Raw genomic sequence first — 15,092 nt, 5'->3', positions numbered from 1 at the left:
CACGGCCCCGCGGGCGCGCATCGGCATCGGCAAGACAGAGGAGGCTCCCATGTACCTGACCCAGTCCCTTCACAAGGGCCGCCGCGAGAAGGGCGAGGCCACCGCCATCGTCAGCGGCGCGCACCGCCTCGGCTTCGGCGAATTCACCGACCGCGTCGCGCGGCTCGGCGCCGCGCTCCAGCAGCTCGGCATGGCGCGCGGCGACCGCGTGGGCATGATGAGCCTCAACTCGCACCGCTTCGTCGAATACTTCTTCGGCACCTGGTGGGGCGGCGGCGTCGTCAACCCCGTCAACATCCGCTGGAATCCGAAGGAGGTCGCCTACTCGCTCGACGACTGCGACACCCGCATCCTGCTGGTGGACGACCTGTTCGCGCCGCTGGTCGGCGAGCTGCGCCGGCTCTCCACGTCGCTGCGCACCGTGGTCTATTGCGGCGAGCGCGAGGTGCCCGAGGGCATGGTCGGCTACGAGGCGCTGCTGGCCGGCACCGCGGCCATCGACGACGCGCCGCACACCGGCGACGAGCTCGCGGCCGTGATGTACACCGGCGGCACCACCGGCCGGCCCAAGGGCGTGATGCTGAGCCACGGCAGCCTCTGCATCAATGCGCTGGCCACCGTCGCGGCCCTGCCGCGCGATGGGCACGAGGCGGTCTCGATCGTCGCCGCGCCGATGTTCCATGTCGCCGGCTGCGGCATCGCGATCCAGAACATGCTGCGGCTGGTGCCCATGCACGTGGTGCCGATGTTCGACGAGCTCGCGGTGCTCGATACCTTGCAGCAGGCGCGCGTCACCGAGATGTTCCTGGTGCCGACCATGATCAAGCGCGTGATCGAGCACCCGCGCTTCGGCGAGTTCGACCTGTCGCGGCTGAAGCTGCTGTTCTACGGCGCCGCACCCATCGATGCCGCGCTGCTCGACCAGGCCATGCGCGCGCTGCCGGCCACCGCCTTCGCGCAGGTCTACGGCATGACCGAGCTGTCGCCCGTGGTCACGGCGCTGCCGCCGCGCTGCCATCTGCCGGGCCCCGACCGCGACCGCCTGCTGCGTTCGGCCGGCACGCCGATCGCCATCGCCGAGGTGCGCATCGTCGACGGCGAGGACCGCGAGCTGCCCGCGGGCCAGGTCGGCGAGATCGTCGCGCGCGGGCCGATGGTGATGCAAGGCTACTGGAACAAGCCGGCCGAGACCGAGGCCGCGCTGCGCGGCGGCTGGATGCACACCGGCGACGGCGGCTACATGGACGCGCAGGGTTTCGTCTTCGTGGTCGACCGCATGAAGGACATGATCGTGAGCGGCGGCGAGAACGTCTACTCGGCCGAGGTCGAGAATGCCATCGCGCAATTGCCGCAGGTGCTGATGTCGGCCGTGATCGGCGTGCCCGACGATAAGTGGGGCGAACGCGTGCATGCCGTGATCGTGCGGCGCGAGGGCATGGCGCTCGAGGCCGAGGCCGTGATCGCGCACTGCCGCGCGCAGATCGCGAGCTACAAGTGCCCGCGCAGCGTGGAGTTCCGCGATGCGCTGCCGCTGTCGGCCGCGGGCAAGCTGCAGAAGTTCCAGCTGCGCGATCCCTACTGGGCCGGCAGGCAGCGCCGCGTGGGTTGAAGCCGCGCACAGAACATCAACGAAGAGACGAACGAGGACGCGCCGAACATGACGATCGATTTCCGCCGCTCCTGGAGCGATGAGGACCTGGAGCGCTACCGCGACACCGTGGTGCGCTTCATCGAGGCCGAGATGGTTCCGCACGACGAGGAGGCGCGCAAGCGCGGCCACGTCGGCCACGGGATCTGGCGCAAGGCCGGCGCCCTCGGCCTGCTGTGCGCCGACATCCCGGAAGAATACGGCGGCGCCGGCGGCGACTTCCGCCACGAGGCCGTGTTCTACGAGGAAGCCGCGCGCCGCGGCCTGAGCGGCATGGCGACCTCGGTGCACAGCATCGTCGCGCACTACTTCCTCAACCACGGCACCGAGGCGCAGAAGCAGCACTACCTGCCGCGCATGGCGCGCGGCGAACTGGTCGGCGCGGTGGCCATGACCGAGCCCGGCGCCGGCTCCGACCTGCAGGGCGTGCGCACGCGCGCCGAGAAGAAGGACGGCGGCTACGTCATCAACGGTTCCAAGACCTTCATCACCAACGGCTTCCTCGCCGGCGTGGTGCTGGTGGTGGCCAAGACCGATCCCGCGCAGGCCGCCAAGGGCACCTCGATCCTGATCGTCGAGACCGAGGGCTGCGCGGGCTTCCGCGTCGGCCGCGTGCTCGACAAGATCGGCATGAAGGCGCAGGACACCTCCGAGCTCTTCTTCGACGACGTGCGCGTGGCGGCCGATGCCGTGCTCGGCGGCGTCGAGGGGCAGGGCTTCTTCCAGCTCATGGGCGACCTGCCCTACGAGCGCACCATCATCGGCGTCAGCGCGCTCGCCACCATGGAGGGCGCCTACCAGGCCACGCTCGACTACGTGCGCGACCGCAAGGCCTTCGGCAAGCCGATCGCCGAGTTCCAGAACACCAAGTTCAAGCTCGCCGAGATCGCGACCCAGATCAAGGTCGGCCGCGCCTTCATCGACCGCTGCGTCGAGGACCTCGTCGCCGGCAGGCTCGACACCGCCACCGCCTCCATGGCCAAGCTCTGGGGCTCGGAGGCGCAGGGCAGGGTGGTCGACGAATGCCTGCAGCTGTTCGGCGGCTACGGCTTCATGAACGAGTACGTGGTGGCGCGCATGTATGCGGATGCGCGGGTGCAGCGGATCTATGGCGGGACCAACGAGATCATGAAGGAGGTGATCTCGCGGGCGTTGTGAGCGGGCGCTCCCGGCCTTCTAGAATCCGCGGCGGCCATGGGCCGCGAGGAGAACAGGATGTTGCTGGGAGTGGGTGGGAAGCGTTGGGTCCGTGTCTGTGTGGTGGCTGCCGCCGGCGTGCTGGCGTGTGCGGGGAGTGGTGCCCAGACGCCCGCGGCGTCGAATTGCGGGCCCGGATCGGGAGGCTCGGTGACCGTGAGGATCGGGCACGTCGCGCCGATGACCGGCGCGCTGGCTCATCTCGGCCGTGACAACGAGCACGGTGCCGTGCTGGCCATCGAGGACCTGAATGCGCAGTGTTTCCTCATCGGTACCAAGCGCGCCCGGTTCGAACTCGTGGCCCGCGACGACGGCGCCGATCTGCAGATGGGCGCCCGCGCGGCACTGTCGCTGGTGGCTGCGGGCGTGAACGGGGTGGTCGGGCATCTGACTTCGAGCGTCACCATTCCGGCCGCGAAGATCTACCACGATGCGGGCATCGTCCAGATCTCTCCAAGCGCCAGCAGACCGCCCTACACCCAACTGGGCTATGCCACGGCGTTCCGGGTGATCGCGCACGACGATCGGCTCGGCGAACTGCTGGGCCGCTATGCGGTCGAGGTGGCCAGGGGCCGGAGGATTGCAGTGGTCGACGACCGCTCGGACTACGGCAGCGACGTCGCCGACGCCTTCGAGGCCGGCGTGCTGCAGGCCGGTGGCACGGTGTTGCGCCGCGATCAGGTGATGGACGACGGCGAGGAGCTTGGCGATCTGGTCGCGAAGCTGCGCGCCTCGAAGCCCGATCTGGTCTTCTATAGCGGCATGGACACGGTTGCCGGTCCATTGTTGCGCCAGATTCACGGAGCCGGCCTGAATCCTGTCTTCATGGGTAGCGACGGCATCTGTACCGGTGAATTGCCACGGCTCGCCGGCGCCAAGGCGATGCGGAGCACCGTGCTGTGCGCCGAAACCGGTGGCACCGAGGAGAAATACCAGCCGGCCCTGCGCGCGTTCATGGACCGGTTAACGCAGCGTTTCGGCACGCCGGTTCAGCTCTTCTCACCCCATGTCTACGATGCCGTGCAGGTGATGGCGCGGGCCATGCGCAACGCGGGCTCGATCGAGCCGGCCAAGTACCTTCCGGAGCTCAAGGCGATCTCGTTCACTGGCGTGACGGGCGAAATCTCCTTCGATGACCGGGGCGACCTGCGCGACGGGCCGATCATTCTCTATTCCTACAACGGCATGCGCCGCGTCAGGGTGGCGGTGCTGCGCTGACGATGGATGGCGGCTGCGGGGCGGGGGTGCTTCGTGATGGCGGGTTTCTCCTCGAGATACAGGAATCTCGTTGGCGGACCGCCTCGGGCGCTCCCTACCGGATCACTCCCAGCCGCCGCGCAATCGCCACCGCCTGCGTCCTGCTCTTCGCATCGAGCTTCATGTTGATGTTGCGCAGGTGCGTGCGCACCGTGCTGTCCGACACGAACAGCTTCTCGGCCATCGCGCCGTTCGAATAGCCCTCGGCCAGCAGCTGCAGCACGCGGATCTCCTTGCGCGTCAGCGGCTCGCTGGCCGCGAGGCCGTCGGTGCCCGCGGCGTCGGCGTTCTCCGGCTCGCCGCCATCGGGCAGGGCCATCGGCCCGGCCGCCTGCAGCAGCCGCTGCACGTACTCGCCGAGGATCGGGTCGCTGCTGCCGCGCGCGGTGGCGCTGTCGTGCAGCGCGTGCGCGAAGCGCTGCACCAGCAGCGCGGCGGCCGGGCCCTCGTCGAGGATCAGCCGCATGTAGCCCTCGTGGCTCGCGGTCTTGAGCACCTCGGCGGCTTCGGCGATGGCCTCGGCCAGGCTGCCCGCGCGCTGCAGTGCCAATGCACGCAGCAGCCGCAGCTTGAGCACGCGCCGCAGCCGCGCGACGGCGAGGGCGGCATGCAGCTCGGCGTCGATGCTGTCGAGGGCCGCGCGCGCGTCGCCGAAGGCGATCTCCCAGCGTGCGCGCGCCAGGGTCAGGTAGTCGAGCTCGTGCGCGGGCAGGCGCTGGAGCTTCTCGCGCGCCCACAGGGCCGGGTCGTCGGCGCGCGCGAGTTCGTCGCGCGCGGCGGGGCCGTTGCCCTGCAGCAGCAGCATGCGCGAGCGCTCGAGCTTGGCGCCGGCCACCACGCGCGGCAGCTGGCGCTGGTGGCCCAGGTACTCGAGCTCGGTCAGGGCCTGGAACGCAGCATCGATGTCGCCCGCATGGAAGGCGATGCGCGAGCGCATCGCGTGGCTCAGGATCATGTGGTCGGGCAGGCCCACGTCGCGCGCCAGCGGCAGGTAGACGTTGAGCAGGTGCTCGGCCTGCAGCAGCTGGTTCGACTCGTAGACCGAACCCGCATAGAGCACACCGGCCCAGGCGTTGCCGTGGCTGTGGTTGTACGACACCGCATGGGTCGCATCGACCGCCATGCGAAAGCGCGCGGTGGCCTGGCGCAGCCGGCCTTCCTGCAGGTCGAACAGGCCGGCCAGCGACTCGGTGTACATGCGGTTGAAGGTGCTGCTGCCCTGCTGGCGCCGCGCGGCGTCGAGCAGGCGCTGCGCCTCGTGCTGGTCGCCGCGCACCGCGAGGATGTGCGCCATCGCGTTGAGCAGCACGCTGTCGGCGAAGGGCAGGCCGGTGGGCAGCCGCGCCAGGCTCAGGCGGCCGGCCTCGTAGGCCTCGTCGTGCCGGTCCTGCATCGCGAGCAGCAGCGGGATCAGCGTCTGCGCGCTCGCGCGCACCGCGGGCGTGGGGCTGTCGAGGCAGCCCGAGCTCTCGAGCTGCTGCATCGCCTGCCAGGGGCCGTGCGTGAAGCAGGTGGCCCACAGCGCGATCGGCTGCAGCGCGGGATGCTCGCGCAGCTGGTGTTCGGGGATGGCCGAGAACCAGCGCGCGAGCATGCGCATGCGGCCCTGCTCGAGGAAGCGGCCGGCATAGCTGTCGAGCAGGGTCAGCGCATGCGGATGGTCGCCGCCCTCGATCGCATGGTCGATCGCGGGCACCGGCCGCTGCTGCGATTCGTACCAGCCCGAGGCCGCGAGATGCAGCCGCGCGATCTCGCCGGGCATCTCGCGCGCCAGCTGGGCGCGCAGGAAGTCGGCGAACAGGCTGTGGTAGCGCCAGGCGCCGTCGCCGTCCGCGCCGCCGTTCACCGGCGTCAGGAACAGGTTGGCCGCGGCCAGCCGCTCGAGGATGGCCGCGCTGTCGGCGCGCGGGTTGAGCGCCTGGCACACCGAGGCATCGAGCTGGCGCAGGATGCTGGTGCGCAGCAGGAACTCGCGCACCTCGGCGGGCTGGTGCGCGAGCACGTCCTCGGCCAGGTAGTCGGCCACCGCGCGGTCGGAGCCCGAGAAGCGTTCGACGAAGCCGGTCGCGCTGCCATGGCGCTCGAGCGCCATCGAGGCCAGCCAGATCGCCGCGATCCAGCCCTCGGTCTTGCGGTGCAGCTGCGCGAGCAGTTCGTGCGGCAGGGCCTGCGCGGCGGTATCGCCGGCGTGCGGCCGCAGGCCGAAGAAGGCCCCGGTCTCCTCGAGGTTGAAGCGCAGCCGGTCGGTGTCGATCTCCTCGAGCTGGCCGCGTGCGCGCAGCCGGCCCACGCCGAGGTCGGGCAGGCCGCGCGAGCCGATCACCAGCTTGCCGCCGCGCGGCAGGTGCTCGACGATCTCGCGCACCAGCCCGATCACCGCGGGCTCCTGCACCCCCTCGAAGTCGTCGAGGAACAGCACGAAGGGCGCGTCGTGCGCGGCCAGCGCGGCCACCGCGTCGAAGGGCGTGCGCGCGCGCGGCTCCTCCACGCCGAGGCGCAGCACGGCCTCGCCGAGGCCGGCCAGGAAGCGCGAGACGTCGTTGTCGGCGCGGTCCAGCGTGATCCAGGCGGTGGCGATGCCGCGCGCCTCGATGCGCTCGCGGCTCTGCGCCATGGTGGTGGTCTTGCCGAAGCCCGCGGGCGCGCGCACCAGCACCAGCTTGACCGCGCTGGCCGCGATGCGTTCGCAGATCGCGTCGCGCAGCACCTGCGTGGCGGCGAAGGCCGGCGGGCTGAGCTTGGTCTCGAGGATGCGGGCGGAAGGAGCGGACGACATCGCGAACGGCGGAGTGGGGCGCGGGCCGTGCGGTCGCCGCGGGGGAAAGCGGATACCGTCGGTTCCGACGATGCCCGCGTCGATTCTGCTTCCTAAACTGGCCGGCGCCAAACCATCCAGCAAGGACCTCCGAAGATGCAACTCGATTCCCGCATTGCCGCCGTCGTCACCGGCGGCGCCTCCGGCCTCGGCGCGGCCACCGCGCGGCGCCTGGCCGGCCATGGCGTGAAGGTCGCGCTGTTCGACCTCAACGCGGCGCAGGGCGAGGCGCTCGCGGCCGAGATCGGCGGCGTGTTCTGCCAGGTCGATGTCACCTCCGAGACGCAGGTCGACGCGGCTTTCGAGCGCGCGCGCGCCGCGCACGGCCAGGAGCGCGTGCTGGTCAACTGCGCGGGCACCGGCAATGCGGTGAAGACCGCGAGCCGCGATAAGGCCACGGGCGAGATCAAGCACTTTCCGCTCGCCAACTTCGACCGCATCATCCAGATCAACCTGGTGGGCACCTTCCGCTGCATCGCCAAGTCGGCCGCCGGCATGCTCACGCTCGACATGCTCGAGGACGGCGAGCGCGGCGCCATCGTCAACACCGCCTCGGTGGCCGCGCAGGACGGCCAGATGGGGCAGGCCGCCTACACCGCCTCGAAGGCCGGCATCGTCGGCATGACCCTGCCGATCGCGCGCGACCTCATGAGCGAGGGCATCCGCGTCAACACCATCCTGCCGGGCATCTTCGACACGCCGCTGTTGCAGGGCGCGCCCGACAACGTGAAGGCCGCGCTGGCGGCCTCGGTGCCGTTCCCGAAGCGGCTGGGCAACCCGGCCGAGTACGCGGCGCTGGCGGAGCTGATGATCACCAACGGCTACTTCAACGGCGAGAGCGTGCGGCTCGACGGGGCGATTCGCATGGCGCCGCGGTAGGCGGAGGCGTCGGCGCCGACTTTTTCGCGCCAACCCCCGAATATTCCTCGGTGCCTCGGGGCGTCGCTCCCGGTTGTCCTATGCTCGCGCGCCAGCCACCGGCGCCGCGGCGCGCCGACATCCGCGAGAACTTCAGTTGCCCCTTCGTCTTCATCCTCGAATGCCACGCGACCGCGTGGCGACAGCGCATCGGATTGCGCCGTCCGGAGCCTTCCATGCGTGAGTTCCACAAGGGCGTGCTCTACGCGCTCGCCGCCGCGGCGCTCAATGCAACGATCGGCGTCCTGACCAAGTTCGTGGTGGCGACGGGATTGCAGGCCGATGCCATCGCGGCGCTCAAGACCCTCATCGGATTCGTCGTGGTGGGCGCGATCGGGCTGGCAGGCTTGCGTTCCGGGTGGCGCGGCAAGTGGTGGCAGGCAGCGGCCTGCGCGTTCTTCGGGATCTTCGTGCTGTTCTACTTCGAGACCGCCGCCTACGCGCACGAGGCCACGGCGAACGTGGTCGTGACCTTGATGGCCTTTGCGGCCTTGTCAGCGATCGTGCTGGGCTGGCCGCTGCTGGGCGACAGGCCCGGTCGCTTCCAATGGATCGGACTGGGCATCGCGCTGCTGGGCGTGGGGATGGTCGCCGGCGTGAGTGTCGCCCAGAGCCCTCGTGGCCTGCTGCTCGCGGCGCTCGCCGGCACCGGCTATGGCGTGTTCTCCGTGTTGGTGAAGAAGTTCGGCCTGCCCGGCGGATTCGCGCTCACCGCCCGACTGCTGCTGTTCGGGTCGCTCTACCTGGCGGCGATGGTGCAGTTCGATGCGCTCGCGCGCGTGGAGTGGCGTGCGTCGGCCGTCGGCGCGCTCGTGCTGCTGGCCGTGTTTCCGACCGTCCTGGGTTTCGTCTGCACCACGCGTGCCATCCAATGCATCGCGCCGGGGCAGGTGCAGACGCTCGAGCTCGCCGAGCCGCTGTTTGCGGGTGCCTTCGCCTTCGTCCTGCTGCGCGAGGTGCCGACCGGCTGGGCCGTTGCCGGCGGCGTGCTGGTCGTGCTGGGGTTGTATGTCTCCTCGCGCCAGCCGAGCCCGAGGTATTCGTCCAACGCGGTGCCGTCGATCCCCGGATAGGCGTGCGGCGCTGGCGCAGTCTTACTCCGCCGGCTCCTCGGCCCCGCCCTGCCGGTCATCCACCTTCTGCATGTTGTCGAGGATCTTCAGCAGGTAGTGCAGGGTGTGGGTCACGTCGTTGACCGAGAAGCCCTCGAGCACCTGCTCGTAGTAGGCGTAGATCTTCGGCTGCGCCTCGACCACCCACACATGCTGTCCCGACTCGCTCATCGTCACCAGGCGTGAGCGCCGGTCGCGCCCGTCGGGCGCGGTCTTCACATGGCCGTCGCGCTCCATGCGGCTCAGCAGGCCCGAGAGGTTCTGCCGGCTCACCTTCAGGTAGCGCGCCAGGTCGCCCACGCTCATTCCCCCCTTCGCCTCGTCGCGCGACAACGCGCCGAGCACCGCCCATTGCTGCGTGGTCAGGCCCTCGTTCTCGACCGCGCGGGTGCCCGTTTTATGCAACATATTGGCACATTGGTAGAGACGAAAGAAAACCCTGTTGGCCAGCGCCATGCGGGCGGAAGCGTCATTTTCATTAGGGGAAACCATAGATATCTTCGTGAACTGGGTTGCACGGCGAAGCTATGCCAACGCATAATACGTCAACATCTTTACCTAAATGCCGATTCGAAGCCGGCGCGACCGGCCAACGATAGCAAGCCCGCGGACCCAAGGAGAACCTGATGCAACGATTCGAAGACAAGACAGTGGTCGTCACCGGCGGCGGTGGCGGCATCGGCGGCGCGACCTGCCGTCGTTTCGCGCGCGAAGGCGCGAGGGTGGCGGTGCTCGACCTGAACCCCGGCGCCGCCGAAGCGGTCGCCGCGCGCATCGAGGCCGAGGGCGGCCGCGCGCTCGCGCTGCGCTGCGACATCACCGAGCGCGCCAGCGTCGATGCGGCAGTGGCCGCGGTGCTCGAGCGCTTCGGCGCGATCGACGTGCTGGTCAACAACGCGGGCTGGGACGTGTTCCGGCCCTTCGCCAAGACCGAACCTGCGCAGTGGGAGAAGCTGATCGCCATCAACCTCACGGGCGCGCTGCACATGCACCATGCCGTGCTGCCGGGCATGGCCGCGCGCAAGGCGGGGCGCATCGTCAACATCGCCTCGGACGCGGCGCGCGTGGGCTCCTCGGGCGAGGCCGTGTACGCGGCCTGCAAGGGCGGCCTGGTCGCGTTCACCAAGACCATCGCGCGCGAGCATGCGCGCCACGGCATCACCGCGAACGTGGTGTGCCCGGGCCCGACCGACACCGCGCTGTTCGCCGACTACAAGGAAGGCGCGGGCAATCCCGAGAAGCTGATGGACGCCTTCACGCGCTCCATCCCGCTGGGCCGCATCGGCCAGCCCGACGACCTGCCGGGCGCGATCCTGTTCTTCGCGAGCGACGACGCGGCCTTCGTCACCGGCCAGGTGCTCAGCGTCTCGGGCGGCCTGACGATGAACGGCTGACCCCGGCCCCCTACGGATTCCCAAGGAGCAACACATGCAGTTCGAAGACATCCTCTACGACGTGCGCAACCGCGTGGCGTGGATCACCATCAACCGGCCCGAGAAGATGAATGCCTTCCGCGGCCAGACCTGCGACGAGATCATCCGCGCGCTCAACCGCGCGGGCTACGACCGCGAGGTCGGCGCCATCGTGCTGGCCGGTGCCGGCGAGAAGGCCTTCTGCACCGGCGGCGACCAGTCGGCACACGACGGCAACTACGACGGCCGCGGCACCATCGGCCTGCCGATGGAGGAGCTGCACGACGCGATCCGCAACGTCCCCAAGCCGGTGATCGCGCGCGTGCAGGGCTTCGCCATCGGCGGCGGCAACGTGCTGTGCACCATCTGCGACCTCACCATCGCCTCCGAGAAGGCCGTCTTCGGCCAGGTCGGCCCGAAGATGGGCTCGGTCGACCCGGGCTACGGCACCGCCTTCCTGGCGCGCGTGGTCGGCGAGAAGAAGGCGCGCGAGATCTGGTATCTGAACCGCCGCTACAGCGGCGCCGAGGCCGTGGCCATGGGCCTGGCCAACGCGGTGGTGCCGCACGAGCAGCTCGACGCCGAGGTGCAGAAGTGGGCCGAGGAGATCTGCGAGCGCAGCCCCACGGCGATCGCGATCGCCAAGCGCAGCTTCAATGCCGACACCGCGCACCAGGCCGGCATCGCGGGCATGGGCATGTACGCGCTCAAGCTCTACTACGACACCGAGGAATCGCGCGAGGGCGTGAAGGCGCTGCAGGAACGGCGCAAGCCCGAGTTCCGCAAGTACGCGAAATAGCCGCGCAGCGAAGAACACCGCGATGAACCCCTACATCGACGACGACCTCGCCGCGCTGGCCGAGCATGCGCGCCGCTTCGCCACCGGCCGCGTGGCGCCGGGCTTCCTCGAGCGCGACGCCACGCGCGTGCTCGACCGCGCGCTGATGCGCGAGATGGGCGAGATGGGCTTCATCGCGCCCGAGCTCGCCGAGGAGCACGGCGGCCAGGGCATGGGCTGCCTCGCGGCCGGCGTGATCCACGAGGAGATCGCGCGCGCCGACCTGAGCCTGAGCTACATCAACCTGCTGGCCTCGCTCAACGGCCAGATCCTCGCCGAGCACGGCCGCCCCGAGGTGGCGGGACCGTGGCTCCAGAAGCTCACGCGCGGCGAGGCGCTGCTCGCGATCGCGCTGACCGAGCCGCGCGGCGGTTCGGACGCGGCCAACCTGCGGCTGCGCGTGGAGCGCGCGGGCGACCACTACGTGATCAACGGCGAGAAGACCTCGATCTCGGCGGCCGACCAGGCCGACGCGGTGGTGGTGTTCGGCCGCACCGGCCCGGTGGAATCGGGCGCGCACGGCGTGACCGCGCTGCTGGTGCCCGCCGATGCGCCCGGCCTCACGCGCAACCGCTTCGACTGCCACGGCCAGCGCGCCATCGGCCGCGGCTCGCTGTTCTTCGAGAACGTGCGCGTGCCGCTCGACCATCGCCTGGGCGAGGAGAACAAGGGCTTCGTGCAGGTGATGCAGGGCTTCGACTTCTCGCGCGCGCTGATCGGCCTGCAGGTGCTGGCGGTGGCGCGCGTGGCGCTCGAGGAGACCTGGGACTACGTGGCGCAGCGCGAGGCCTTCGGCAAGCCGCTGTCGGCCTTCCAGGGCGTGTCGCATCCGCTCGCCGACTTCGACACCCAGGTCGAGGCCGCGCGCCTGCTGTGCCTGCAGACGCTGTGGCTCAAGGACCGTGGCGCGCCGCACACGGCCGAGGCCGCCATGTGCAAGTGGTGGGCGCCGAAGCTGGCCTACGACGCGATCCACCAGTGCCTGCTGATGTTCGGCCATGGCGGTTACGACCGCGGGCCGATGGAGCAGCGGCTGCGCGACGTGCTGGGCTTCCAGATCGGCGACGGCACGGCCCAGATCATGAAGACCATCGTGGCGCGCACGCGCGCCGGGCGCTCGGCCGTGCCGGCCTGAGCCTGGTCTTGCCCCGGTTTCGCACGACAACGAGGAGACACGACATCATGGAATTCGACGCCGTACTGCTGCCGCCGCGCCGCGCGCGCATGATCGCCGAGGGCCTGTGGCACGACCGCACCATCAACGACGCGCTCGATGCCTGCATCGCGGCCACGCCCGACAAGTTGGCGCTGAGCGCCATGCGCATCGAGGACGGTGTCATCCAGCGCTTCAGCTACCGCGAGCTCGGCCGCATGGCGGACCGCATCGCGGTGGGCCTGTCGCGCCTGGGCGTGGGGCGCGACGACGTGGTGGCCTGCCAGCTGCCCAACTGGTGGCAGTTCACGCTGACCTACCTGGCCTGCTCGCGCATCGGCGCGGTGATCAATCCGCTGATGCACATCTTCCGCGAGCGCGAGCTCTCGTTCATGCTGAAGCACGGCGCGGCCAAGGTGATGATCGCGCCGGCGCGCTTCCGCGGCTTCGACTTCGAGGCCATGGTCACGGGCCTGCAGCCCGAGCTGCCCGCGCTGCGGCAGGTGGTGATCGTGGGCGGCGCGGGGCCGAACAGCTTCGATGCCCTGCTCTCGGGACCGGCCTGGGAAGACGCGCCCGATGCCGCCGCGATCCTCTCGCACAGCCGGCCCGGGCCCGACGACATCACGCAGCTGATCTACACCTCGGGCACCACCGGCGAGCCCAAGGGCGTGATGCACTCGGCCAACACCACCATGGCCAACATCGTGCCTTACGCGCAGCGCCTGGGCCTGGGCGCGGACGACGTGGTGCTGATGGCCTCGCCGATGGCGCACCAGACCGGCTTCATGTATGGGCTGATGATGCCGATCATGCTCGGCGCCTCGGCCGTGCTGCAGGACGTCTGGGACCCGAGGCAGGCCATCGCCGCGATCAACGCCGAGCGCGCGAGCTTCACCATGGCCTCCACGCCCTTTCTCTCGGACCTCGCGAAGACGGTGGCCGAGAGCGGCACCGAGGTGCCGTCGCTCAAGGTCTTTCTCTGCGCGGGCGCGCCGATCCCGGGCGCGCTGGTCGAGCAGGCGCGGCGCGCGCTCGGCGCCAAGATCGTCTCGGCCTGGGGCATGAGCGAGAACGGCGCGGTCACGCTGACGCGGCTGGACGACGACGACGAGCGCTCGATCCAGACCGATGGTTGCCCGCTGCCCGGTGTGGAGATCCAGGTGGTCGACGTCGACGGCCGGCGCCTGCCCGCGGGCGAGGTGGGCCGGCTGCTGCTGCGCGCTTGCTCCAACTTCGGCGGCTACCTGAAGCGCCCGCAGCTCAACGGCACCGATGCCGACGACTGGTTCGACACCGGCGACCTCGCGCGCATCGACGAGCGCGGCTATGTGCGCATCGCGGGCCGCACCAAGGACGTGATCATCCGCGGCGGCGAGAACATCCCGGTGGTCGAGATCGAGTCGCTGCTCTACCGCCATCCCGGCATCGCGATGGCCGCGATCGTGGCCTATCCCGACGAGCGCCTGGGCGAACGCGCCTGCGCGGTGGTGGTGCCGCGGCCCGGCTGCCAGGTCGACCTGCCGTCGATCTCGGACTTCCTCAAGGCGCAGAAGGTGGCCCTGCAGTACATCCCCGAGCGGCTGGTGCTGCGCGAGACCATGCCCTCGACGCCCTCGGGAAAGATCCAGAAATTCAAGTTGCGCGAGCTGTTGCGCGCGGAAGAGGCGAACGAGGCGGGCACGGCGGGCTGAGCCCGGCGCGGACCCGAGAACGACAGCACCCCCCAAAACACAACGGAGACAAGACATGGCCATTTCGTTCCCGGCCCCGGCGCGCCTGCGCCGGGCCTTCATCGCGCTCGGCTGCCTCGCGCTCGCGGGCGCCGCCTTCGCGCAGTCGCCCACGGCCTGGCCCACCAAGCCGATCCGCGTGGTCGTGGGCTTCGCGCCCGGCGGCAGCACCGACGTGATGGCGCGCATCCTCGCGCAGTCGCTGACCGAGTCGCTGGGCCAGACCGTGCTGATCGACAACAAGCCCGGCGCCAGCGGCAACATCTCGGCCGCCGAGGTGGTGCGCGCGGCGCCCGACGGCCACACCTTCCTGATCGCGCCGACCTCGGTCGAGACCGCGAACCCGTCGCTGTTCAAGTCGACCCTGCTGCCCTCGCGCGACCTGTCGCCGGTGGCGACCGTGGGCCGCACCCAGATGTACCTGGTGGCCAAGCCGCAGATGAACGCGAAGGATGCGCGCGAACTGGTCGCGCTGGCGCGCGCCAAGCCCGGCACCTTCTCGTACGCCTCGGCCGGCACCGGCACGCCGCCGCACCTGGCCTGCGAGCTGTTCAAGCAGGCCACCGCGGTCTCGGCCACCCACGTGCCGTACCGCGGCGCCGCGCCCGCGCTGCAGGACGTGCTCTCGGGCCAGGCCGACTTCGTCTGCGACCCGGGCATCGCCTTCCCGCACATCCGCACCGGCAAGGCCAAGCTGCTGGGCATCGTGAGCGCCAAGCGCTCGCCCTTCTTCCCCGAGGTGCCGACCATCGGCGAGCAGGGCTTCCCGGGCGCCGACCTCGACATCTGGTTCGGCATGTGGGCGCCCAACGGCACGCCGCCCGAGGTGCTGGCGCGCATGAGCCGCGAGATCGGCAAGGCGCTCGCGCAGCCCGCGCTGAAGTCGCGCTATGCCGACCTGGGCGCGGAGCCGGTGGCGATGGACACGCCCGAGTTCCGCAAGCTGCTGGCCGAGGAGGGCGCGGTGCTGTCCGCGCTGATCGCCCGGCAGAAGATCGTGGTCGACTGA

At 70.2% G+C, this 15,092-nt stretch carries 12 protein-coding genes; 10 read left to right on the top strand and 2 right to left on the bottom strand.

Annotated elements, in window-relative coordinates; genetic code table 11:
- Positions 1 to 49 precede the first annotated feature (49 nt).
- The 3 genes from ACODT0_RS03795 to ACODT0_RS03785 all read left to right on the top strand — a co-directional run bounded on the left by ACODT0_RS03795 (position 50) and on the right by ACODT0_RS03785 (position 4,063).
- The gene (locus ACODT0_RS03795) at positions 50 to 1,609 is read left to right on the top strand and encodes a long-chain-fatty-acid--CoA ligase (RefSeq protein ID WP_413764069.1); all 1,560 of its coding nucleotides are present in this window, start codon (positions 50 to 52) and stop codon (positions 1,607 to 1,609) included.
- Between the two features lie 48 nt (positions 1,610 to 1,657).
- Positions 1,658 to 2,806, top strand: a complete 1,149-nt coding sequence (locus ACODT0_RS03790; RefSeq protein WP_489040617.1) for an acyl-CoA dehydrogenase family protein — start codon at positions 1,658 to 1,660, stop codon at positions 2,804 to 2,806.
- A 189-nt stretch (positions 2,807 to 2,995) separates the two neighbouring features.
- Positions 2,996 to 4,063, top strand: coding sequence for a branched-chain amino acid ABC transporter substrate-binding protein (locus ACODT0_RS03785; RefSeq protein WP_489040616.1), 1,068 nt, complete (start codon positions 2,996 to 2,998; stop codon positions 4,061 to 4,063).
- Positions 4,064 to 4,157: 94 nt separating this feature from the next.
- Here ACODT0_RS03785 and ACODT0_RS03780 read toward each other — a convergent pair whose 3' ends face one another.
- The gene (locus tag ACODT0_RS03780) at positions 4,158 to 6,878 is read right to left on the bottom strand and encodes a winged helix-turn-helix domain-containing protein (protein ID WP_489040615.1); all 2,721 of its coding nucleotides are present in this window, start codon (positions 6,876 to 6,878) and stop codon (positions 4,158 to 4,160) included.
- A gap of 135 nt (positions 6,879 to 7,013) precedes the next feature.
- Here ACODT0_RS03780 and ACODT0_RS03775 point away from each other — a divergent pair, with 135 nt between their 5' ends.
- Together ACODT0_RS03775 and ACODT0_RS03770 are read left to right on the top strand one after the other, a co-directional pair.
- A complete protein-coding gene (locus ACODT0_RS03775) occupies positions 7,014 to 7,796 on the top strand; it encodes an SDR family NAD(P)-dependent oxidoreductase (protein WP_057589659.1) in 783 nt (260 codons plus the stop codon).
- Between the two features lie 80 nt (positions 7,797 to 7,876).
- Complete coding sequence (locus ACODT0_RS03770; RefSeq protein WP_296735814.1) at positions 7,877 to 8,908, top strand: DMT family transporter; 1,032 nt, start codon at positions 7,877 to 7,879, stop codon at positions 8,906 to 8,908.
- A gap of 21 nt (positions 8,909 to 8,929) precedes the next feature.
- On the opposite strand, the gene ACODT0_RS03765 is transcribed toward ACODT0_RS03770, so the two are convergent.
- Positions 8,930 to 9,439: a MarR family winged helix-turn-helix transcriptional regulator gene (locus ACODT0_RS03765; RefSeq protein ID WP_261210370.1), complete on the bottom strand. Its 510-nt coding sequence runs from the start codon at positions 9,437 to 9,439 to the stop codon at positions 8,930 to 8,932.
- A 134-nt stretch (positions 9,440 to 9,573) separates the two neighbouring features.
- On the opposite strand from ACODT0_RS03765, the gene badH reads away from it, so the two are divergent.
- From badH to ACODT0_RS03740, 5 genes are read left to right on the top strand one after another with little or no spacing between them, the layout of a single operon-like run.
- The gene (gene badH / locus ACODT0_RS03760) at positions 9,574 to 10,341 is read left to right on the top strand and encodes a 2-hydroxycyclohexanecarboxyl-CoA dehydrogenase (protein WP_489040614.1); all 768 of its coding nucleotides are present in this window, start codon (positions 9,574 to 9,576) and stop codon (positions 10,339 to 10,341) included.
- 34 nt (positions 10,342 to 10,375) lie between these two features.
- Positions 10,376 to 11,158 (top strand): 2-ketocyclohexanecarboxyl-CoA hydrolase, encoded by a 783-nt coding sequence (gene badI, locus ACODT0_RS03755; protein WP_057589662.1) that lies wholly within the window; start codon positions 10,376 to 10,378, stop codon positions 11,156 to 11,158.
- A gap of 22 nt (positions 11,159 to 11,180) precedes the next feature.
- Positions 11,181 to 12,332 (top strand): cyclohexanecarboxyl-CoA dehydrogenase, encoded by a 1,152-nt coding sequence (gene aliB / locus ACODT0_RS03750; RefSeq protein ID WP_296735821.1) that lies wholly within the window; start codon positions 11,181 to 11,183, stop codon positions 12,330 to 12,332.
- 47 nt (positions 12,333 to 12,379) lie between these two features.
- The gene (gene aliA, locus ACODT0_RS03745) at positions 12,380 to 14,044 is read left to right on the top strand and encodes a cyclohexanecarboxylate-CoA ligase (protein ID WP_489040613.1); all 1,665 of its coding nucleotides are present in this window, start codon (positions 12,380 to 12,382) and stop codon (positions 14,042 to 14,044) included.
- Between the two features lie 55 nt (positions 14,045 to 14,099).
- A complete protein-coding gene (locus ACODT0_RS03740; protein ID WP_413764063.1) occupies positions 14,100 to 15,092 on the top strand; it encodes a Bug family tripartite tricarboxylate transporter substrate binding protein in 993 nt (330 codons plus the stop codon).

The sequence above is a fragment of the Variovorax sp. FG153 genome (assembly GCF_057809595.1).
The sequence above is the reverse complement of the archived record's forward strand: the minus strand, read 5'-3'. Positions and strand labels throughout refer to the sequence as shown.

Bases quoted from the DNA above. Each gene is read 5' to 3' on its own strand.
- ACODT0_RS03795 (WP_413764069.1), top strand. From the start codon at position 50: ATGTACCTGACCCAGTCCCTTCACAAGGGCCGCCGCGAGAAGGGCGAG.
- ACODT0_RS03790 (WP_489040617.1), top strand. From the start codon at position 1,658: ATGACGATCGATTTCCGCCGCTCCTGGAGCGATGAGGACCTGGAGCGC.
- ACODT0_RS03780 (WP_489040615.1), bottom strand. From the start codon at position 6,878: ATGTCGTCCGCTCCTTCCGCCCGCATCCTCGAGACCAAGCTCAGCCCG.
- ACODT0_RS03775 (WP_057589659.1), top strand. From the start codon at position 7,014: ATGCAACTCGATTCCCGCATTGCCGCCGTCGTCACCGGCGGCGCCTCC.
- ACODT0_RS03770 (WP_296735814.1), top strand. From the start codon at position 7,877: ATGCTCGCGCGCCAGCCACCGGCGCCGCGGCGCGCCGACATCCGCGAG.
- ACODT0_RS03765 (WP_261210370.1), bottom strand. From the start codon at position 9,439: ATGGTTTCCCCTAATGAAAATGACGCTTCCGCCCGCATGGCGCTGGCC.
- badH (WP_489040614.1), top strand. From the start codon at position 9,574: ATGCAACGATTCGAAGACAAGACAGTGGTCGTCACCGGCGGCGGTGGC.
- badI (WP_057589662.1), top strand. From the start codon at position 10,376: ATGCAGTTCGAAGACATCCTCTACGACGTGCGCAACCGCGTGGCGTGG.
- aliB (WP_296735821.1), top strand. From the start codon at position 11,181: ATGAACCCCTACATCGACGACGACCTCGCCGCGCTGGCCGAGCATGCG.
- aliA (WP_489040613.1), top strand. From the start codon at position 12,380: ATGGAATTCGACGCCGTACTGCTGCCGCCGCGCCGCGCGCGCATGATC.
- ACODT0_RS03740 (WP_413764063.1), top strand. From the start codon at position 14,100: ATGGCCATTTCGTTCCCGGCCCCGGCGCGCCTGCGCCGGGCCTTCATC.